20 protein-coding genes are annotated in these 20,960 nt (G+C 62.7%); 10 read left to right on the plus strand and 10 right to left on the minus strand.

The features are described 5' to 3' along the window. Positions 1–264: 264 nt before the first annotated feature. The 3 genes from MN188_RS07885 (at position 265) to MN188_RS07895 (ending at position 3,098) form a co-directional block, all read left to right on the plus strand. Complete coding sequence (locus tag MN188_RS07885) at positions 265–1,938, plus strand: cytochrome c oxidase subunit I (protein ID WP_242107536.1); 1,674 nt, start codon at positions 265–267, stop codon at positions 1,936–1,938. An 81-nt stretch (positions 1,939–2,019) separates the two neighbouring features. After that, entirely contained in the window at positions 2,020–2,556 is a 537-nt protein-coding gene (locus MN188_RS07890; protein WP_242107538.1) for a hypothetical protein, read from the plus strand. Next, the gene (locus MN188_RS07895) at positions 2,556–3,098 is read left to right on the plus strand and encodes a DUF2244 domain-containing protein (RefSeq protein WP_242107540.1); all 543 of its coding nucleotides are present in this window, start codon (positions 2,556–2,558) and stop codon (positions 3,096–3,098) included. Before MN188_RS07890 ends, MN188_RS07895 begins: the two co-directional genes overlap by 1 nt. Before the next feature lie 83 nt (positions 3,099–3,181). Here MN188_RS07895 and MN188_RS07900 read toward each other — a convergent pair whose 3' ends face one another. Then, positions 3,182–3,640, minus strand: coding sequence for a GatB/YqeY domain-containing protein (locus tag MN188_RS07900; RefSeq protein WP_242107542.1), 459 nt, complete (start codon positions 3,638–3,640; stop codon positions 3,182–3,184). Between the two features lie 192 nt (positions 3,641–3,832). Here MN188_RS07900 and carA point away from each other — a divergent pair, with 192 nt between their 5' ends. Beyond that, positions 3,833–5,002: a glutamine-hydrolyzing carbamoyl-phosphate synthase small subunit gene (gene carA / locus MN188_RS07905; RefSeq protein WP_242107544.1), complete on the plus strand. Its 1,170-nt coding sequence runs from the start codon at positions 3,833–3,835 to the stop codon at positions 5,000–5,002. 79 nt (positions 5,003–5,081) lie between these two features. Next, positions 5,082–7,016 carry a glycosyltransferase gene (locus tag MN188_RS07910; protein WP_242107552.1) on the plus strand — a complete coding sequence of 645 codons (1,935 nt, stop codon included), beginning with the start codon at positions 5,082–5,084 and terminating at the stop codon, positions 7,014–7,016. Here MN188_RS07910 and MN188_RS07915 read toward each other — a convergent pair. Continuing rightward, positions 6,979–7,632, minus strand: a complete 654-nt coding sequence (locus MN188_RS07915) for a GntR family transcriptional regulator (protein WP_242107554.1) — start codon at positions 7,630–7,632, stop codon at positions 6,979–6,981. The two genes, MN188_RS07910 and MN188_RS07915, sit on opposite strands and share 38 nt — an antisense overlap. A gap of 100 nt (positions 7,633–7,732) precedes the next feature. Between MN188_RS07915 and MN188_RS07920 the strand changes: the two genes are divergently transcribed. From MN188_RS07920 to MN188_RS07930, 3 genes are all read left to right on the plus strand, one after another. Continuing rightward, positions 7,733–8,413 (plus strand): pyrimidine 5'-nucleotidase, encoded by a 681-nt coding sequence (locus MN188_RS07920; RefSeq protein ID WP_242107556.1) that lies wholly within the window; start codon positions 7,733–7,735, stop codon positions 8,411–8,413. Positions 8,414–8,418: 5 nt separating this feature from the next. Next, on the plus strand, positions 8,419–9,618 hold the full coding sequence (locus MN188_RS07925) for an FAD-dependent monooxygenase (protein WP_242107558.1): 1,200 nt from the start codon (positions 8,419–8,421) through the stop codon (positions 9,616–9,618). 105 nt (positions 9,619–9,723) lie between these two features. Next, on the plus strand, positions 9,724–9,921 hold the full coding sequence (locus tag MN188_RS07930) for a hypothetical protein (RefSeq protein WP_242107560.1): 198 nt from the start codon (positions 9,724–9,726) through the stop codon (positions 9,919–9,921). A gap of 4 nt (positions 9,922–9,925) precedes the next feature. On the opposite strand, the gene MN188_RS07935 is transcribed toward MN188_RS07930, so the two are convergent. From MN188_RS07935 to MN188_RS07945, 3 genes are all read right to left on the minus strand, one after another. Further along, complete coding sequence (locus MN188_RS07935) at positions 9,926–11,053, minus strand: aminotransferase class V-fold PLP-dependent enzyme (protein WP_242107562.1); 1,128 nt, start codon at positions 11,051–11,053, stop codon at positions 9,926–9,928. A gap of 65 nt (positions 11,054–11,118) precedes the next feature. Then, entirely contained in the window at positions 11,119–11,574 is a 456-nt protein-coding gene (locus tag MN188_RS07940) for an Lrp/AsnC family transcriptional regulator (protein ID WP_242107564.1), read from the minus strand. Next, entirely contained in the window at positions 11,571–12,029 is a 459-nt protein-coding gene (locus MN188_RS07945; RefSeq protein ID WP_242107566.1) for an Lrp/AsnC family transcriptional regulator, read from the minus strand. The genes MN188_RS07940 and MN188_RS07945 overlap by 4 nt, the downstream gene beginning before the upstream one ends. A gap of 136 nt (positions 12,030–12,165) precedes the next feature. Between MN188_RS07945 and ilvC the strand changes: the two genes are divergently transcribed. Together ilvC and MN188_RS07955 are read left to right on the plus strand one after the other, a co-directional pair. Continuing rightward, on the plus strand, positions 12,166–13,188 hold the full coding sequence (ilvC, locus tag MN188_RS07950) for a ketol-acid reductoisomerase (protein WP_242107568.1): 1,023 nt from the start codon (positions 12,166–12,168) through the stop codon (positions 13,186–13,188). 127 nt (positions 13,189–13,315) lie between these two features. Continuing rightward, complete coding sequence (locus MN188_RS07955; protein ID WP_242107569.1) at positions 13,316–14,203, plus strand: DMT family transporter; 888 nt, start codon at positions 13,316–13,318, stop codon at positions 14,201–14,203. Here MN188_RS07955 and glmM read toward each other — a convergent pair. The 5 genes from glmM to MN188_RS07980 all read right to left on the minus strand — a co-directional run bounded on the left by glmM (position 14,200) and on the right by MN188_RS07980 (position 20,857). After that, positions 14,200–15,540, minus strand: coding sequence for a phosphoglucosamine mutase (gene glmM, locus MN188_RS07960; protein WP_242107571.1), 1,341 nt, complete (start codon positions 15,538–15,540; stop codon positions 14,200–14,202). The two genes, MN188_RS07955 and glmM, sit on opposite strands and share 4 nt — an antisense overlap. Positions 15,541–15,543: 3 nt before the next feature. Beyond that, positions 15,544–16,527 carry a dihydropteroate synthase gene (folP, locus tag MN188_RS07965; RefSeq protein ID WP_242107573.1) on the minus strand — a complete coding sequence of 328 codons (984 nt, stop codon included), beginning with the start codon at positions 16,525–16,527 and terminating at the stop codon, positions 15,544–15,546. Further along, entirely contained in the window at positions 16,527–17,402 is an 876-nt protein-coding gene (locus MN188_RS07970) for a dihydroneopterin aldolase (RefSeq protein ID WP_242107575.1), read from the minus strand. The genes folP and MN188_RS07970 overlap by 1 nt, the downstream gene beginning before the upstream one ends. A gap of 93 nt (positions 17,403–17,495) precedes the next feature. Next, positions 17,496–18,140 carry a cell wall hydrolase gene (locus tag MN188_RS07975; RefSeq protein WP_242107577.1) on the minus strand — a complete coding sequence of 215 codons (645 nt, stop codon included), beginning with the start codon at positions 18,138–18,140 and terminating at the stop codon, positions 17,496–17,498. Positions 18,141–18,283: 143 nt separating this feature from the next. Next, positions 18,284–20,857, minus strand: coding sequence for a putative PEP-binding protein (locus tag MN188_RS07980; protein ID WP_242107579.1), 2,574 nt, complete (start codon positions 20,855–20,857; stop codon positions 18,284–18,286). Positions 20,858–20,960: the final 103 nt, after the last annotated feature.

Below are 20,960 nucleotides of genomic sequence, written 5' to 3' on the forward strand. Positions count from 1 at the left end.
GCATCCACAGGGTAAAGTCCAGCCGATCCGAGGTCGCACCGGTCCGGCAACCGCACCGTGACACCGGCAAACCGGCATCCTGATCGGCGCCCCCGTGCGTGATTTCACCTGCAAACGGCCCGCAAGGCGCCCACGCCGCCCAAGTTTTTTGCCTCAACCACGCCAGACCCCGTTGCCCTGTGACACTTCGCCCTTTAAAAACATTCAAAATCCGTGATGGGGCGACTCCCCAAACGGGCGAAGTAACCCTGAGGGAGGCACTACATGGCGGACGCAGCCATTCACGGCCATGACCACGAAGATACGCGCAGCTTCTTCACGCGTTGGTTCATGTCGACGAATCACAAGGACATCGGGATTCTCTACCTGTTTGTCGCAGGTCTGGTCGGGTTCATCTCGGTCTGTTTCACCGTTTACATGCGCCTCGAGCTCATGGAACCGGGCGTTCAATACATGTGCCTGGAAGGCGCACGTTTCATCGCCAACTCGGCGGCGGAATGTACCCCGAACGGCCACCTGTGGAACGTGATGATCACCTATCACGGCGTACTGATGATGTTCTTCGTCGTCATTCCCGCCTTGTTTGGTGGCTTCGGCAACTATTTCATGCCTTTGCAGATCGGCGCGCCGGACATGGCGTTCCCGCGCATGAACAACCTGTCGTTCTGGATGTATGTGGCCGGTGTCGCGCTTGGCGTGGCCTCGCTTCTGTCGCCCGGCGGCAATGACCAGTTGGGTTCGGGTGTTGGCTGGGTGCTTTACCCGCCGCTGTCGACCACCGAAGGCGGCTACTCGATGGATCTGGCGATCTTCGCGGTTCACGTGTCGGGTGCCTCGTCCATTCTGGGCGCGATCAACATGATCACCACCTTCCTGAACATGCGTGCCCCCGGCATGACCATCTTCAAGGTGCCGCTGTTTGCCTGGTCGATCTTCGTCACCGCCTGGCTGATTCTGCTGTCGCTTCCGGTTCTGGCCGGCGCCATCACCATGCTGCTGATGGACCGCAACTTCGGCACGACCTTCTTTGACCCTGCCGGTGGCGGCGATCCGATCCTGTATCAGCACATCCTGTGGTTCTTTGGCCACCCGGAAGTGTACATCGTCGTTCTGCCCGGTTTCGGCCTGGTGTCGCACATCTTCGCCACCTTCGCGCGCAAGCCTGTGTTCGGCTACCTGCCTATGGTCTGGGCGCTGATCGCGATCGGCTTCCTGGGCTTCGTCGTCTGGGCGCACCACATGTACACCGTGGGGATGAGCCTGACGCAGCAAAGCTACTTCATGCTGGCAACCATGGTCATCGCAGTGCCGACGGGTGTGAAGATCTTCAGCTGGATCGCCACCATGTGGGGCGGTTCGCTTGAGTTCAAAACGCCGATGCTGTTCGCGCTGGGCTTTTTGCTGCTGTTCACCGTTGGTGGTGTCACCGGTGTGGTTCTGTCGCAGGCTGGCGTCGACCGCGTCTATCACGACACCTACTACGTCGTGGCGCACTTCCACTATACGATGTCGATGGGCGCGGCCTTCTGTATCTTCGCCGGGATTTACTTCTACATCGGCAAGATGTCGGGGCGTCATTACCCGGAATTCTGGGGCAAGGTGCACTTCTGGATGTTCTTCATCGGCGTGAACGTAACCTTCTTCCCGCAGCACTTCCTGGGTCGCCAGGGCATGCCGCGCCGCTACATCGACTATCCCGAGGCCTTCGCCTACTGGAACAAACTGTCGTCTGTTGGCGCCATGATCTCGTTCGCCTCGTTCCTGCTGTTCATCGGCATCGTCGCCTACACCCTGCTCAAGGGCAAACGCGTGACCGAGAACAACTACTGGAACGAATACGCGGATACGCTGGAATGGACCCTGCCCTGCCCGCCGCCCGAGCACACGTTCGAGCAGCTGCCGAAGCAGGAGGACTGGGACAAGGGCCACGCGCACTGATCCCCGTCACTTGAGACAAAGAGGCCCGGTCGGAAACGCCCGGGCCTTTTCTTTTGCCCGAACCCGTGCCAATCACAGGGCATGACTTTGTCGGACCTGTTTCATGCGTTGATCGTGCTGGTCCCCGTCGGGTTGGCCTGGCGGGGGGCGCAGCTGTGGACCCTGATGGCCAGCGTCGCGGGCCTGTATCTGGGGACCGCAGCGCTGAGTCGCCTGCTGCTGACCCTGGCTCCGCAGCTGTTCGCGGTCGGTGGCACTGATCCCGCGCTGCAGGACAGTTACTATGTGGCCGCGCCACCCGGCACCTGGACCACGGCCTTGGTCTGGGGCCTGCTGGCCCTTGCCACCCGCGCGTTGGCACAGCGCAACGCTCTGCTGTATCCACGCCTTGCATGCGGGCTGTTCTGGGGGCTTCTGGTCGCGCAGGTGTCCGGCTGGGTCCTGCCGCGCCTGTGGATGGCGCAGGTCACTTCTCTGGACCCCGAAACGTTGGTCGAGCGCTTCACACCACTGAACGGCACCGCGATGGCGCTGGGCATTGTCGCGTTTGTGGCACTCGCGGGCCTGATCACACTGTTGGCCGCTTCGGCGATCTCCCTTTTTCGCACCGAACGCTGATGCCATACGAATGGACCACAGCCATCACCCAGGCCCCGCCTGTGGATCACCCGCCCAGCTTCTCGGCCGGGGATGCACCGGTGGCGGAACTGCACGCCTGGCCGTTCCGATCCCTGCCGCGCCGGGGTTTTGTCGGGATCATCGGCATGGCCTTCCTGCTTCTGATGATCCCGCTGTTTCCCCTGATCGGGTCGGTTCTGCTGTGGGGGATTCTGCCTTTCGCCCTGACCGCCCTGGCCGGGCTGTGGTTCTTCATCGAAAAAAGCTACAAGGACGGCGAGATCCTGGAGGAGCTGGAGATCTGGCCCGACCACATTCGCCTGACCCGCACAGGCCCGAAGCGCCGTCGGCAGGTTTGGGAGGCCAACCCCTATTGGGTCAGCCTCGAAATCCACCCGACCGGAGGCCCGGTTGCGAATTACCTGACACTGAAAGGCGCTGGGCGCACGGTCGAACTGGGCGCCTTCCTCGATGAAACGGAACGGCCGACGTTGCACGACGCGCTGACCCGCGCCCTGATTCTTGCGAAAAGCCGTCAGTAGGGCAAACCACGCGCACCGGGCGCCAAATCAGAATCGAGTGTGGCGCAGCCACGCCTTTGGATCACGCGCGGCCTGGCTGGGGCTCAGCCCAGCAGGTCCTTGACCATCGGGCCGACGCGGCCGAAATCCATCTGGCCGGTGTATTTCGACTTCAGCACGCCCATGACCTTGCCCATATCGCGAATGCTTTCGGCGCCGACCTTGGCAATGGCCGCTTTCACCGCAGCTTCGGTCTCGGCCTCGTCCAGCTGTTTGGGCAGGAACTCTTCGATGACACCGACTTCCGTCAGTTCCTTCTCGGCCAACTCCAGCCGCCCGCCCTCTTCATAAGCACGCGCACTTTCCTGGCGCTGTTTCACCATCTTGCCCAGAATCGACAGCACATCGGCGTCGGTGACAGTGGCGTCATCGCCCTTGCCACGCAGGTCGATATCCTTGTCCTTGATCGCGGCATTGATAAGGCGCAGCGTCGAAAGCCGTGCCGCGTCCTTGTTTTTCATCGCCGTTTTCAAGGCGTCCGTGATGCGGTTTCGCATTTCCATCTGTCCGGTGCATCCCCATGCTTTTCAGAAGTCCGACACTATCCAATCCGATCCGGGCTTACAACTCCCCCCGAAACCCGCTAAGTCTCTGTTTTCATTGAATACGGCAAAAAAGCGCAGAGCCGTGATGCCCCTTGACCCCACGTGCCACCGCGCTTAGGTTCCGGCCTGTTTGAAATCGGGGGAACGTCCATGTCTGCTGCCGCTGCAACCGCCGTCGAAACTTCTAGGCCCACGGCCTGCCTGGCCCTTGCGGATGGCACGCTGTTCTATGGTCAAGGCTTTGGCGCAACCGGCGTCACCACCGCCGAGCTGTGCTTCAACACCGCCATGACCGGGTATCAGGAAATCATGACCGACCCGTCCTATGCCGGCCAGGTTGTGACTTTTACCTTCCCCCACATTGGCAACACCGGCGTGACCCCGGAAGACGATGAAACCGCCGAACCGGTCGCCGCTGGCATGGTGGTGAAATGGGACCCGACCGAGCCCTCGAACTGGCGGTCGACCGAAGAACTGACCGCGTGGCTGGAGCGTCGCGGCCGGATCGGCATCGGCGGCATCGACACCCGGCGCCTGACCCGCGCGATCCGCCAGCAAGGTGCACCGCACGTGGCCATCGCCCACGACCCCGAAGGCGCCTTCGACATCGAAGCCCTTATCGCCGAGGCCCGCGCCTTTCCCGGCCTCGAAGGCCTTGACCTTGCGAAAGAAGTCACCTGCGCACAAAGCTACAGCTGGACCGAAAAACGCTGGGCCTGGGGCGAAGGTTTCGCCACCCAGGACAACCCGCGCCACAAGGTCGTCGCGCTCGATTTCGGCGCCAAGCGCAACATCCTGCGCTGTCTGGCCTCGGCTGGCTGTGAGGTCATCGTCCTGCCCGCCACCGCCACTGCCGAAGAGGTCCTTGCCCACAATCCCGACGGCGTGTTCCTGTCAAACGGCCCCGGCGATCCGGCGGCCACCGGCGCCTATGCCGTGCCGATGATCAAATCCGTGCTTGAGGCCGACCTGCCAGTGTTCGGCATTTGCCTGGGCCACCAGATGCTGGCTCTGGCGCTGGGCGCCAAGACGGTGAAGATGAACCACGGCCACCACGGGGCAAACCACCCGGTTAAAGACCTAGAAACCGGCAAGGTTGAAATCACCTCGATGAACCATGGTTTCACCGTGGACAGCCAGACCCTACCCGATGGGGTGATCGAAAGTCACGTGTCGCTGTTCGATGGCTCGAACTGCGGGATTCGCATGACTGATCGCCCGGTGTTTTCGGTTCAGTACCACCCTGAGGCAAGCCCTGGGCCACAAGACAGCTACTACCTGTTCGAACGCTTCGCTGAAGCGATGGACAAGCGCGGCTGACATTGGAAAAAACATTACGGTTAACGACCTGTTAACCTACCGTGAGGCAGTCTCGTCAGGAAACAGACCCTGATGAGATATGACCGCATCCAATCTTCACTTTCTACGGGACGTTCAGCCGGCCCCGAAACTGGCGCGCTCAGCCCCGCAGCGCGTCCCGTTGGGCGAGCTTCTGCGCCAGCGCGGCGCTTTGGCCGAGGACGATCTGGCCATGGCCGTCGCATTGCAGCAGCGCGAAGAAGCGCGCTTTGGCGACATCCTGTTGGCCAACGGTTTTGTCACCACAGAGGAGCTTTATGCCGCCCTCGCTCAGCAATATGGCACCTCGACGGCAGACCTGCAGGCCCAACCGCCCGATGTGCGCCTGATCGACAAGCTGGGGGCGGATTTCTGCATTCGTCACGCCGTTGTGCCCTGGAAACGCGTCGGCGGGGCCACCATCCTGATCTGCTCGCGGCCGGATGAATTCGACAAGCTGGCAAAGGTCATGCCCGATGATTTCGGGCGCCTGCTTCTGGCCATCGCGCCCGAGCAAGACATTCAGGCGGCCCTGATCGCCGCACGGCACCGATCGCTGGCAAAGCGGGCTGAAACCCGCGTTGCTGAACATGAAAGCTGCCGCAGTTGGAAACGCGGCACGGTCGGTCTCATCTTCATTGCGCTGACCCTGAGCATCATCGCCCTGTTCATCTTCAGTCCGGCCCTGGGCTTCGGCTTGCTCACCGCCTGGGCGGTCACGACGCTTGTCGTCAACTCCGCCGTGAAAGCCAGCGCGGCTGTCGCCCACATGCGCCGGCGCAACAGCGAGAAGGTGACTTTTTTCTCAGAGCGGCAGCCCCCGGGCATCGCAAAACTGCCCACGGTGTCGATCATGGTGCCGTTGTTCAAGGAAACCGAGATTGCCGGGCGCCTTGTCAAACGGCTTAGCGCGATTTCCTATCCGCGCGAGTTGCTTGATATCTGCCTTGTCGTCGAAGAAGACGACACGCTGACCCAGACCACCCTGGCCCGATCCGCCCTGCCGCGCTGGATGCGCCAGATCACCGTGCCGCGCGGTGCTGTGAAAACGAAACCCCGCGCATTGAATTTCGCGCTGGATTTCTGCAAGGGCTCGATCATCGGGGTCTATGATGCCGAGGACGCCCCGGACGCCGACCAGATCCACCGCGTCGTACGCCGGTTTCACGAACGCGGACAAGACGTGGCGTGTCTACAAGGCATTCTGGATTTCTATAACGCGCGCACGAACTGGCTCAGCCGTTGTTTCACCGTGGAATATGCCACCTGGTTCCGGGTTATCCTGCCCGGGCTTGAACGCCTTGGCTTTGCCGTTCCGCTGGGTGGCACCACGCTGTTTTTCCGCCGCCACGCGCTGGAAGAGCTGGGAGGCTGGGACGCCCACAACGTGACCGAAGACGCTGATCTTGGTATTCGTCTGGCCCGCCATGGCTACCGGACCGAGCTGATCGACACGGTCACCGAGGAAGAAGCCAATTGCCGGGTCTGGCCCTGGATCAAACAGCGGTCGCGCTGGATCAAGGGCTATGCGATGACCTATGGCGTCGCGATGCGCGCGCCGCGCGCGTTGCTGCGCGAACTGGGCTGGTGGAAATTCCTGGGGGTCCAGATCCTGTTCCTGGGCACCCTGTCCCAATTCCTGTTGGCACCCGTCCTATGGTCGTTCTGGGCTTTGCCCCTGGGTCTGCCGCACCCGCTGTTGAACGTGATGCCGATCGAGATGTTCTATCTTCTGGGCGCAGTCTTCTTGTTGTCGGAGGTCCTGACCATCGCCGTGGGCGTGCTGGCGGTGTCCGGCCCGAAACACCGCTGGCTGCGCTGGTGGGTGCCCACGCTGCACGTCTATTTCCCGCTGGCCTCACTGGCCGCGATGAAGGGGTTTCTGGAAATCGCGCACCGGCCGTTTTACTGGGACAAGACCATGCATGGCGTGTTCGACCATGCCGAAGACGACACAATCAGCGTCCCGGATCAGCCCCGCCAGCATCCAGCTTGAGCCGCGTTTCAAACGCCTTGGAGATATGCGTTTTCAACGCCGTTCCGGCCACTTCCCCGTCGCGCGCTTCAATCGCGGAGACGATGGCGTCATGTTCGGCCACGGCAGTTTCGCTGCGCCCCTCGACGGCAAGCGAGGTGGTTGCCAGAAGCGCCATCGTGCGGTGCACCATATCCAGCTGTTGCACCAGGTATCGGTTGTGTGACGCCAGGTGCAGCTGTTTGTGGAACCGCCGGTTGCTGCGCGCCAGGGCTTCGGGGTCATCCAGCAGACCACGATCCTCTTCGACCATGTCGCGCAGCACCTTGATTTCTTCGGGTGCTGCGTGTTGTGCCGCCAAGCGCGCCGCCAGCCCCTCCAGCTCGGCCCGCACCGCATAAAGCTCGGCCAATTGGTTGTGGGTCAAGGACGCCACGATCAGCGACCGCCCATCGCGGGCCAGCAGGCGCTGAGTCTCAAGCCGTTGCAACGCCTCGCGGATCGGCGTGCGCGACACTCCGAACCGGTCCGCCAATTCGCTTTCCACCAACCGGTCGCCGGGCTTGTACAGCCCCACGTCAATGGCATCCAGGATCAGCTCATAAGCATCTTTCTGGCCGGATTTGGTCTCGGACACGTCAATCTCCCTTTGGGTTCAACCGACTATGCACCCCCACGCGGCACAATCAAGCGCCCCGTGCATTGCAAAATGGTCGCAGCAGGATTAGCGTCCGCCCATGGTTGCGCGCTCGTTCTCTCACGTCTCGGCCTGGGTCTTCGATCTGGACAATACGCTGTACCCGCCCGAGGCGCGTCTGTTCGACCAGATCGAGGTGAAGATGACCGCCTGGGTGATGGATGCGCTGGGCGTGGACAAGGCCGAAGCGGATCACTTGCGCCGCCACTATTGGGCCGAATACGGCACCACCCTCGCAGGCCTGATGCAGGAACACGGCGTCGATCCCGGCCCTTATCTGACCCATGTGCATGAAATCGACATGTCGCATCTGGAGCAGGACGCGGATCTGCGCACCCATATCGGCGACCTGCCGGGGCGACGGATCGTCTATACCAACGGCTCGCGCCCCTATGCCGAACGGGTGCTGGACGCGCGCGGTCTGGGCGGGCTGTTCGATGCGATCTATGGCGTGGAACATGCTGATTTTCATCCGAAACCCGACCGCATCGCCTTTGAGACGGTGTTTGAGAACGACGGGTTGGACCCCACCCGCGCGGCGATGTTCGAAGACGACCCGCGCAACCTGGCCGCGCCTCATGCGATGGGCATGCGCACCGTACATGTGGCCGGCACCCCGGCGCCGGCCCCGCATATCCACCACCACACCGCCGACCTGACGGGCTTTCTGTCGCAACTGGCGCAAGCGGGCTTTCCGACCGCACTGAACGGGCTTAAGTGACAGACATGCAGACTCATGACGTGGACATCTTCATCTCGGGCGGCGGCATCGCGGGGCAAGTGGCCGCAAGCGTCTTTGCCGCCCAGGGCTTCAGCGTCGTGATGGTCGACCCCGTGCCGCCAGTCACGCAGGCGGATCTGGACGGATCCGACCTGCGTTCAACTGCGTTCCTGCGCCCGGCGCGGGACCTGTTCCAGACCTGCGGGCTTTGGCCCGTGTTGGAGCCGCACGCCAAGCCGCTGGACAAGTTGCAGGTGATCGACACCGCCGGCTGGCCCCCTGTGGAGCGCGACCGGCGCGTGTTTCAGGCCAGCGACATGGGCGAAGAACCCTTTGGCTGGAACCTGATGAACTGGGTCGTGCGACGCGAGCTTTGGGGGTATCTGCAAGGGCAGGACCGCATCACCGCGCTCTATGGCACCGGGTTCAAATCGATCGTGCAGCGCACCGGAGAGATCATCGTCGGCCTGACGAACGGCGACCGGGTGCGCGCGCGTCTGGGCGTGGCCGCGGACGGCAAGTTTTCCCCGCTGCGGGAGGCGGTCGGGATCGACGTGAGTACCATGCGGTATGGCCAGAAATCGCTGGCCTTCACCGTCACCCACGACGCCCCGCACGACAACATTTCGACCGAGATCTACAACACGGGCGGGCCGTTCACCATCGTGCCCCTGCCCGACATGGACGGGCGCCATGCCTCGGCAATTGTCTGGATGAACCTGGGCCCGCGCGCCGTCGAGCTGATGGAAATGGGCGTGCCGGACTTCGAAGAGGTGATGCACCACCGCTCTGTCGGGCTGCTGGGACGGATGCGCCTGGAAGGTCGACGCTCGATCTGGCCGATCATCACGCAGACGGCGGATCAGCTGGTCTCAGGACGGGTCGCGGTGATGGCCGAGGCCGCCCACGCCCTGCCTCCGATCGGAGCGCAGGGGTTGAACACATCCCTGAACGACCTGATCGTTCTGTCGGATCTGGCGGCGAAACATGCCGCTGATCTTGGAAGCCCCAAGATGATGCAAGCCTATGAAAAAGCACGGAAACCTGACATAGCTGCGCGGGCGCGAGTGATCGATCTGTTCAACCGTGTTGCCCGATCAGGCGAGGCGCCGCTGCAGGCGATACGCCTTGCCGGATTGAAGGCCGTGCATGACGTGGCCCCGGTGCGCAAAGGCGTGATGCGGGCGGGGCTTGGCCCCCGCTAAGCGTCGTTCTGCGGCACGCGGACGCAGCGCCCCGGTTTCACATTCCAAATCTGGAATTTATCCATATACGGGCCATGACCACGCGAGCACAAGGAGACACGCGCCATGGCAACCGACCTTACCCCCGAACAGAAAGCCGCCGACGCCCGCGCCGAAAAGGTCGGCTTTGGCATCGCTGCCGCGATCATCGCCGCCCTTCTTGTCGGTTTCCTGACCATGGGCGTGGCCGGCGTCGGCCTGGTGGCCGTGGGCATCGTGCCGGTGATCTACCTGCTGCTGATCGTCATGACCAACGGCGGCTGAGCCATCACAGCGCCTTGTCGATGACCGCCGTCAGGCGCGCGACCGAGGCCTCGACATCGTAAAGTTTGTCGAGGCCGAACAGGCCCAGGCGGAAGGACGAATAATCGTCGCCCTCGTCGCACATCAGCGGCACACCGGCCGCGATTTGCACCCCTTGGGCCGCGAAGGGCTTGCCCATCTTCACATCCGCGTCGTCCGTATAGGACACGACCACGCCCGGTGCGCCGAACCCGTCGGCGGCCACCGATTTCACGCCGCGATCTGCCAGCAACGCGCGCACGCGGTTGCCCTGTTCCCACTGCGCGGCCTCCAACTTGTCAAAACCATAATCGCGGGTTTCCAGCATCGTGTCGCGAAAGGCACGCAAGGCGTCCGTCGGCATGGTGGCGTGATAGGCGTGTCCTCCGGCCTCATACGCCTCCATGATCGCCAGCCATTTGCCCAAATCAACGGCGAAGCTGGTCGAAGTGGCTGCTTTCGCCATGTCGCGCGCGGTGTCGTTCATCATGACAAGCCCCGCCGACGGTGACGCCGACCAGCCCTTTTGCGGGGCCGAAATCAGCACGTCCACGCCGGTTTTTTTCATGTCGACCCAGGCACAGCCCGAGGCGATACAATCCAGCACGAAGATGCCACCGACCGCATGCACGGCGTCGGCGACCGCCTTGAGGTAATCGTCGGGCAGGATCATGCCACTGGCGGTTTCCACGTGCGGGGCGAAGACCACATCGGGCTTTTCTTCGCCAATCTTCGCCACGACCTCGTCGATCGGCGCAGGGGCGAACCCTGCTTGACGGTCATTGCCGACGCGGCGCGCCTTCATCACGGTTTCTTCGGCCGGGATCGCACCCATTTCGAAAATCTGGCTCCAACGGAAGCTGAAGAACCCGTTACGGATCACCATCACGCGCTTGCCGGTTGCGAACTGGCGCGCCACGGCCTCCATCGCATAGGTGCCGCCACCGGGGACCAACGCCACGGCATCTGCCGTGTAAACCTCGCGCAGGATTTCCGAAATGTCGCGCATGACCTTTTGGAAGGCGGCGGACATGTGGTTCAGGGACCGGTCGGTGAACACCACCGAAAATTCCAGCATCCCATCCGGGTCGATATCGGGCAAAAGCGCGGCCATGTGGTCCTCCGTCATATGTCAGACGGACAGAGTGGCGGATTTTGCCCGCCCTGAAAAGCGACAAATCAGCCCAGCGGGCCGGGCCTGCGTTCTTCACTTAACAACACATTGGCTTCGACATCCCCGACGCCGGGTAATGTCATGATGCGTCGACGCAGCACGCGTTCGAAATCCGACAGGTCACGGGCGACCACGCGCAGGCGGTAATCATACATGCCCAGCACGTGCTGCACGGTTTGCACCTCGGGGATGGCGGACACGGCACGTTCGAAATCCTCAAGGCTGACACGCCCCTTGGTGGCCAGTTTCACACCCAGAAACACGGTTACGCCGAACCCCAACGCTTCGCGGTCCAGATCGACCCTGCGTCCGGTGATGATGTCCGCATCATGTAACCGTTTCACCCGCCGCCACGCCGCCGGCTGCGACAGGCCGAAGCGGCGCCCCAGCTCACCCGCAGACAGGGTCGCGTCCTCGGACAAGGCGCGTAAAATGGCGCGGTCGGTGTCATCCAGTGTCATAGCGGCAGCACCTCGTCGGTCTTGATCGTGGCCACATGGGCCAGGCTTTCGATGTCTGCGATGTGCGGCAAGGTCAGGATGCGGCTGCGATAGATCTGCTGGTAATGCGGCATGTCGCGCGCCAGCACGATCAGGCGCACATCGACCCGGCCCAGAAAGGTCTGGATCTCGGTCACCTCGGGAACATCGCGCGCCTCGGCCAGGAATTCATCGAAGGCGCGCGGGTTGGTCTTGTCCAGGGTGATGCGCAACGCAACCTCGACCTCATAACCCAGCGCGGCCCAGTTGATCACCGCGTGTTGGCCGCGAATGATGCCAGTGCGCGACAGCTTCTCCAGCCGGCGCGAACAGGTGGCGACGGTCACGCCCGACAGCTCGGCCAGCTCCGAGGCTGGCAGATTCGGATCCTGCTGCAAACGGCGCAGAATGCGGCGGTCGGTGTCGTCAACTTGCATGATTTTCTCATCATTAGCGCTGAATACGAATTGTTTTACCGTTCATATGTGGTTTTCGCAGCGATATGCAATCGCCATTCAATCAAAACCCATATGATGCGCCTCAGAACACAAACCAACCGAAAGGACGCCCGACATGCGCGTTTATTACGACCGCGATTGCGACATCAACCTGATCAAGGACAAGAAAGTGGCCATCCTGGGCTATGGCTCGCAGGGCCACGCCCACGCGCTGAACCTGCGCGATTCTGGTGCCAAGAACCTTGTCGTTGCGCTGCGCGAAGGCTCGGCCAGCGCCAAGAAAGCCGAAGCCGAAGGCCTGCAGGTCATGGGCATCGCCGAAGCCGCCGCCTGGTGTGACGTGATCATGTTCACCATGCCCGACGAACTTCAGGCCGAGACCTACAAGAAATACGTGCATGACAACATCAAGCCGGGCGCCGCAATTGCATTCGCCCACGGCCTGAACGTGCATTTCGGCCTGATTGACCCGAAAGAAGGCGTCGACGTCATCATGATGGCCCCGAAAGGCCCCGGCCACACCGTGCGCGGCGAATACGTCAAAGGCGGCGGCGTGCCCTGCCTGGTCGCCGTTGACCACGACGCCACCGGCAAGGCACTGGAAATCGGGCTGTCCTATTGCTCCGCCATCGGTGGTGGCCGCTCGGGTATCATCGAAACCAACTTCCGCGAGGAATGCGAAACCGACCTGTTCGGCGAACAGGCCGTGCTGTGCGGCGGCATCGTCGAGCTGATCCGCATGGGTTTCGAGACCCTTGTCGAAGCCGGCTATGCGCCCGAGATGGCGTATTTCGAGTGTCTGCACGAAACCAAACTGATCGTCGACCTGATCTATGAAGGCGGCATCGCCAACATGAACTACTCGATCTCGAACACAGCCGAGTACGGCGAGTATGTTTCCGGTCCGCGGGTTCTGCCCTATGACGAAACCAAGGCGGCGATGAAGGGCATTCTGACCGACATCCAGACCGGTAAATTCGTGCGTGACTTCATGCAGGAAAACGCCGTGGGCCAGCCGTTCTTCAAGGGCACCCGCCGCCTGAACGACGAGCACCAGATCGAAGTCGTCGGCCAAAAGCTGCGCGACATGATGCCGTGGATTTCGGCCGGCAAGCTGGTTGACCAGGAAAAGAACTGATCGCGCACTCCGCGTGATCTGATCAGGCGGTCCGCCGGGGAAACCTGGCGGGCCGTTTTCTTTTGACATTCAGACTTTTTACCGACCCAATCGCAGCCTTGGCCGCGTTGACCTTCAGGATACCGACATGACCCGCAACTGGATCTTTCTTGTGCTGCTTTCCCTGATTTGGGGCGCAAGTTTCATGGGTGTGACGCTTGCGCTGACCGGGTTTGGCCCTTTGACGGTGGCGGCCATTCGCATCGTCATGGGGGCGCTGGTACTGGTCGTGCTGGCGCAGATCATGGGCGTGGGGCTGCCTGCGTTTTCCAACCGGCGCCTGTGGCTGCACGTCGCCGGGATGGGGCTGTTTTCCAACGCGGTGCCGTTTTTCCTGCTCAGTTGGGGGCAGCAACATGTGTCCAGCGGGTTCGCGGGCATCACCATGGCGGTCGTGCCGCTTCTGGTTCTGCCCCTGGCGCATGTTTTCGTGCCCGACGAACACCTGACGCCGCGCAAGGCCGCCGGCTTTGCGGTCGGGTTTATCGGCGTTGCCATCCTGATCGGTCCGGGTGCCTGGGCCAGTTCGGGCGCCGAGACCGAAGGTTGGGCACGGCTGGCCTGTGTGGGGGCGGCCGCGTGCTATGCGATCGGGTCGATCATCACCCGGCTCAGCCCCAAGACGGACCTGATCAGCTTTTCCGCAGGCGCGCTTTTGGTGGCCAGCCTGCTGATCGCGCCGGTTGCTTTGGCCGTCGAGGGCCTACCGACCCTGCCCAACGCCCCCGCCCTGTGGGCCGTGACCTATCTGGGGCTGTTTCCCACGGCCCTGGCCACGATCCTGCTGGTTCAGGTGATACGCTCCGCCGGCCCCAGTTTTCTGAGCATCGTGAACTACCTCGTGCCGCTTTGGAGCGTGCTGTTTGGCGTGATGTTGCTGTCCGAACGCCTGCCGGCTTCGTTCCTGTATGCGCTGGGGTTGATCCTGGCCGGACTGGCCATCAGCCGGGCGCGCGCGGTGCGACGGCGGCCCTAGGTCGCGTCCTCGACCGCCGCCACGATATCGTCGACGACACGGCTGAGCAGCCCGTCGTCCTCACATTCTGCCATCACGCGGATCAGCGGCTCGGTGCCCGATTTGCGGATCAAAAGCCGGCCCTTACCGTCCAGATCCGCCTCACCCGCCTTGATCGCGTCTTTCACATTTGCAACCTCAAGCGGGGCTTGCCCCGTGGAGAACCGCACGTTTTTCAACAGCTGGGGCACCGTTTCAAACACTTGTGTCAGTTGCGAGGCCGGTTTGCCCGTCAAAACCATTTCTGCCAGGAAATGAAGGCCCGCCAACAACCCGTCGCCGGTGGTGGCATAGTCGGTCATCACGATATGGCCCGATTGTTCACCTCCCAGGTTGTGGCCATGCTTGCGCATTGCCTCGACCACGTGACGATCGCCGACCTTGGTGCGCAGAAGGTCGATGCCGTGCCCGCCCAGAAACCGCTCCAATCCCAGGTTGGACATCACGGTGGCCACCAGCGCGTTGCCGGTCAGGCGCCCTTCGTCGGCCCAGTGTTTTGCAAATAGGCCCATGATCTGATCGCCATCCGCCACCCGGCCAGTTTCGTCGATGATCATCACCCGGTCGGCATCGCCGTCCAGGCAGATGCCCAGATCGGCGCCGGTTTCCACCACGGTGCGCGCGGCCAAGGCGGTGTCGGTCGAGCCGCAGCCCTTGTTGATGTTGGTTCCGTCCGGGGTGACGCCCACCGGCACCACGTCCGCGCCGAGTTCCCAAAGCACCTCAGGCGCTGCGCGATAGGCGGCGCCATTGGCGCAATCGACCACGACCTTGATGCCGTTCAGGCGCTTGCCCTCGGGAAAGGTCGTCTTGAGGTATTCGACATAACGCAGACGGCTTTCGTCTACTCGGCGGGCGCGACCGATGTTCTGGGCCTGGACAGGCTCGACGCCCGAGGCAACCAATGCCTCGATCTGCGCCTCGTCCTCATCCGACAGCTTAAAGCCGTCCGGGCCGAAGAACTTGATCCCGTTGTCATGGAACGGGTTGTGCGAGGCCGAGATCATGATGCCCAGATCGGCACGCATCGAATGGGTGAACCGCCCCACCGCAGGCGTCGGCACCGGCCCCATCAACAGCACGTTCATCCCGGTCGAGGTCAATCCTGCCACCAGCGCGTTTTCCAGCATATAGCCGGATAGGCGGGTGTCCTTACCGATCACCACACGGTGGCCATTCAACCCGTCGCGACGAAAATGCCGCCCGGCAGCGGCACCAAGGCGCAGAGCCATCTCCGCGGTCATGGGCCAGGTGTTTGCAAGACCCCGAACACCATCGGTTCCGAACAGCTTGTCCATGTCTCAATCCACCTCACTCAATGCCAGCTGCAGTCGCAGCGCCTGTCTGGTCTCATACGTGTCGTGCACGCGCAGAATCTGCGCTCCCTGCGCCGCCGCATGCAGCGCCACCGCGACCGAGCCTGCCATCCTGTCCTTTGCCTCATCCGCCTCGTCGATCGTGCCGATGAAGCGCTTGCGGGACGCGCCCAGCAGGATCGGCAGGCCCAAGTCATGATACAGGCTCAGCCCGCGCAGAAGGCTCAAATTATGTTGCAAGGTCTTACCGAAACCGATGCCCGGATCAACAATAATGCGGTCGCGCGCAATCCCGGCAGCTTCGGCGGCAACAATCCGCCGCTCCAACCAATCGAACACGTCGAGCAGGACGTTGTCATAGCGCGGGTCGGCTTGCATCATCTCAGGGTCGCCCTGCGCATGCATCAGGCAAACGGCCACGTCGCGCTCCGCCACAAGTGCCGCCATATTCGGGTCAAATGTCAGCGCCGAGACGTCGTTGACGATGTTTGCACCTGCCTTCAGTGCGGCCTCGGCAACGCGGGCTTTGCGGGTGTCGATTGAGATAGGTGTCTGGATGCCAGCTGAGCGAATAGCGGCGATGACCGGAGCGGTCCGACGGATTTCTTCGTCGATCCCAACCTCGGCCGCACCGGGCCGGGTGCTTTCACCGCCGATGTCCAGAATGTCGGCGTCCTTGGCCATCGCGCGGGCACGGTCCACGGCAGTCGTCAGGTCGGTGTTGTCGCCACCGTCTGAAAAACTGTCCGGCGTCACGTTCAGGATGCCCATCACGCGTGGCACGTCCAGGGTCAGGCCGCTTATGTCGCGGCGCGGGGCGCTCAAACGGGCCAGGGTGTCCGCATCGGCCAGCGTATCCACCGCGCCGTCCCGCCGCCTTGCTTGCACATCGTGAAACCGAAACACCCGACTTCCGCCAAGGGGGTGCGCGCCGTTCTGGGACGGAATCGCGTGGTGATAGACCCGCATCAGCCCTGCCCCATGTCATCGGCACCCAGGATAGTTAGCTCTTGCGCGTCCAGCCCCTCTGCGAACCAGCGCGACAAGGCGCGCGGATCAACCGGGCCGGTCGGCCCCTCAACCGCGTCCAGCACAAGTTTGGACGGAGCCCACACGCTGATCTGGCCATGTTTCAGACCCCAATCCAGCTCGGTCCGAGTGCCGACCACGACGCAGCGTTCGTCGCGCCCAGCCAGGCGCCAGGCATTCTGTTCGATGGCCAGCAGGTCAATGCGCCGCTGTGCCGCGTCCCTGGGCGCGACCGGGGGCGGCGTTTCACCGATGTCTACGCACAAAATGACCGGACCACCATCCTGGAGACGGTCCAGAAACGAGGCCAGCTCAGGACTGTCGATCACGTCATTTCCCAAATGCAGGATGCGCGGACGCGGGGCCAGATCTTCGGCATCAGACGGCGCGTTTTCGACCCGGGCACGCACGATTTCGACCCCCAAGGCACCTGGGCCGCGGTCAAGCTTTTCGATCCGCACGAAGACGCGCAAGGGCTGGGGTTCGGTCAGGATGCGCTCGGCAATCCGCTCGGCCAGGGTTTCGAGCAGGTTCAGCCGCTCGGCCGCCAGTTCGTCGGCAATCGCCTCGGTAATCGTGTCATAGGACAGGATCGTATCCACATCGTCGCTGGCAGCACCGTCGTGCGGGGCGACCTCGACCACGATATTGAAAGACAGGCGCTGCGTCGCGCCACGCTCGGATTGGAAAGCGCCGATCTCTACCGCAACCACGTGGTCGCGCAAGGAAATCCGGTCCGGCGGGGTGTCACCGGGCGGTGTGGCGGCGGCGCGGGCGTCGGGGTGGTCAAAGGCCAGGCGGGTTTCGGTGCTCATATCGCTCTCCGGCAGGGTCGCGCGCAATTTGCCCCGAAACGGGGGGCAAAGGCCAGTGGAATGCGGCAGAGCGGTCGCGTGAAACGACGGGTTTCAGTTCGAGGAAACCCGCACGGGCACGCGATAGAACTTGTGCACACCGATGCGCGCGGTCTGTACGAAGCGACGCGCCCAGGACGGGTTCACCGCCGTGGTGTGATAATGCGTGGCGCCTTCAGTCAGCACACGCGGCGCGCCGTCGATCATGGTGCGAGCAACCTTGCCGACATGCACATAGGCGGCGGGTTCGTTCACCGTTTCGGGATTGCCGTCGCAGGTGAAGGTGAACTGACACTGAAACTTGCGCCCGGTGCCCTGGTTGACCACGCCGCAAATCGAATTTGGGTATTGCGCGCTGTCCACGCGGTTCAGGATGACCTCGGCCACCGCGAACTGCCCTTTCAGGGTTTCGCCGCGGGCTTCGAAATACAGCGCCTGAGTCAGGCATTGCCAATCAGCGCCCCCGGTGGCTTTGGGTTGTGCACTCAGCCACGCCTTGGAATACATGGTGCCCGGCGCCAGTTTCGAAGCGGCAGAGGTATCGCCGAGCCGGGCCACCCGGTCGGATGAAAGGTCCGCGATGGACGATTGCTCATGTGCCAGAACACCCGCAAGGGCGGCATCTGTGCCGGTTTCCGCGAAAGCAGAACCGGTTGCGAAAAAGCCAAGAACAGCGGCCGAAATCATCTTGCGCAGCATTGTCGTTACCCATTTTTATCCCTTGCTGACGCCAAAACGCGCGCCAACAGGCCGGGGAAATAGGGCAAAAATGTGTTCTCGTCCACCTTGACGACCTGTGATACCACGCATGTCCGCTATGCATCAGGCTAAAACCTAGAGATTTATGTAGCCTTTTCCGAGGCTTCCGATATGGATTCCCCGATCGCCAGATGGGCTGCAGCAAGCCGAGCCACAGGTACGCGGAACGGGGAACAGGACACATAGTCGAACCCGGTGTCGCGACAGAATCGGATAGATTCGGGGTTGCCGCCATGTTCACCACAGATCGACAGCGTCACGTCCGGGTTCACCGCGCGCCCACGCGTGGCGCCCAGTTGCAACAACTCGCCCACCCCTTCGGTGTCCAGCATGTGAAACGGGTCTTCCTCATAAACTCCTTGTTTGACGTAGTCGCCCATGAAGCGCCCGGCATCGTCGCGGCTGAGACCATAGGTCATCTGCGTCAGGTCGTTGGTGCCGAAAGACATGAAGGCCGCGTGGTGCGCGATGTCGCCCGCCACCAACGCGGCGCGCGGGGTTTCGACCATGACGCCCAGACGATAGGCAAAGTCGGCCTCGGTCTCGATGCGCACAGCGGCGGCGACGGCGTCGACCCGGGCTTTCACGATCTCGACCTCACGGCGAGCCGAGACCAAAGGGATCATGATTTCGGGTTCGACCGGTTCACCGGATTTCGACGCCTCGATCGTCGCCTCAAAGATGGCGCGCGCCTGCATGTCATAGATCTCCGGCACGGTCAGGCCCAGACGCACACCGCGCATACCCAGCATCGGGTTGAATTCGCGCAGGCCCGCCACGCGCCGTTCAACATCCGACAGCGGCAGGTCCAGTGCCTCGGCCAATTCGCGCATGCCCTCGCGCCCGTGCGGCAGGAATTCATGCAAGGGCGGGTCGAACAGGCGGATGCAGACCGGTTTGCCCTGCATGATCTGGAACAGCTCAGTGAAATCGTCACGCTGCATGGGCAAAAGACGGTCAAGTGCGGCGCGCCGGTCTTCCGGGCTGTCGGCAAAGATCATCTCACGCATTGCCAGCAGACGGTCATCGTCGATGAACATGTGTTCAGTGCGACATAGGCCGATGCCTTCAGCGGCAAACATCACTGCCTTGCGCGCGTCGGGGGGCGTGTCGGCATTGGCCCGGATGCCGATATCGCGAAACTCGTCGGCCCAGGTCATCAGTGTCTGAAAGCTTTCGCCTAGCTCTGGCGGCAGCAACTCAACCGCGCCGGCCATCGCCTGGCCCGAGGTGCCATCCACCGAGATCACATCGCCTTCGTTAAACACCCGACCATCTGCGGCGATCAGGCGGCGTTTCTTCTTGTCCAGCGCCATGTCGCTGGCGCCCACGACACAGGGAAGGCCAAGCCCGCGCGCGATAACCGCCGCGTGGCTGGTGATGCCGCCCCGTATGGTCAGAATGCCCTTTGCCGCATGCATGCCGCGAATGTCTTCGGGGCTGGTTTCCCGGCGCACCAGAATGCAGTCTTCGTCCTGCGCTGCCAACGCCTGGGCCGCACGGGCGTTGAACACGATCTTGCCGGTGGCAGCCCCGGGGCTGGCAGCGATCCCGTGGGCAAACGCGTCACGCGCACCGTCGGGGTCAACGTGGCTATGCAACAGTTCGGTCAGGGCGCGCGGCGGGATCCGCAACACCGCTTCCTGACGCGAAATGATACCGTCGCTCGCAAGGGTGACGGCAATGCGCACATTGGCCCGTTCACTGCGATGCACCCGCACGGCGTCCAGAATGAACAGCTCTTCATTCTCGATGGTGAACTCGATCTGCATCTCTTCGCGCAACCGGGTGCGGCAAAGGTCGCCATAGCGTTTCAGGTCAGCGAAATTCTGCGGCAGCACATCCTCGATCGACCGACCGCGATCATCGCGGGTCAGATACATGACGTCGCGATCCCCGGCCTCGGTCAGCGCGTCGCGCCCCTGGCTTTTGCACAGATAGCGCCCGCGCACTTCGCGGTGACCCGTCTGGGCGTTCACGAACTGAATCACGCCCGAGCCGCACAGGCCCTTGCCCACGCCCAGTGCCATTTTCTGCACCACGAGGCCAAGCCCCGCATCCGCCGGTGCGCCCTTGGCTTCGCGCAACAGTCGCGCGGTGGTGCCCTCCCAGGCCCGCGCCATCGAGCGCAGGATTTCCGCCAACTGCACTTCGGGGTCTTGCGGGAAATAGCTGTCGGTCTCTTCTTCATAATGGTCCAGCGCGGCCTTCACCGCCGCGGCGGTCGGGGCCGAAGGGGCCTCGAACTCATCCGGGTCCAACCGGGCCACATGCACCGCATAGGATTGAATGAACCGCAGATAAAGCGCATTGGCCGCCGCGTCACCGTGGCTGTCGACCAGCTTGGCATGCACCGCGTCGTTCATGCCGATGTTCAGAATTGCGCCGGGACCGCCCCAGTCAGGGTCTTCCGACGACGGGCGCACCGACACCAGAGGATCCGGCCCGAACAAGGCCAGCATCGCAGCCAAGTCTGGCATTTCACCTGCCGACACCCCATGCACCGCGTCGAAATCCAACGCCACGGTGCGCGGCACCGGCATCTCAAGCCGGATCAGGCGCTGCAGGCACTTGGCCCGACCGCCATGACGCGCCGCCTCGATCGCCGCGGTCGGCGTGATTTCGGTGAAACCGGTGATGTCGTCAAGTTTCTGCACTGCAGCGCTCCTATTCGAGCCTCACCATAGCGCAGGTTTGCGCTCACACAAGGGGCACAAAAAAACAGGGTGTTCCCGCAGGTATTCGCGTGCCTTTTCCGGG

It is taken from the genome of Aliiroseovarius subalbicans, from assembly GCF_022678625.1.
Taxonomy (GTDB): domain Bacteria; phylum Pseudomonadota; class Alphaproteobacteria; order Rhodobacterales; family Rhodobacteraceae; genus Aliiroseovarius_A; species Aliiroseovarius_A subalbicans.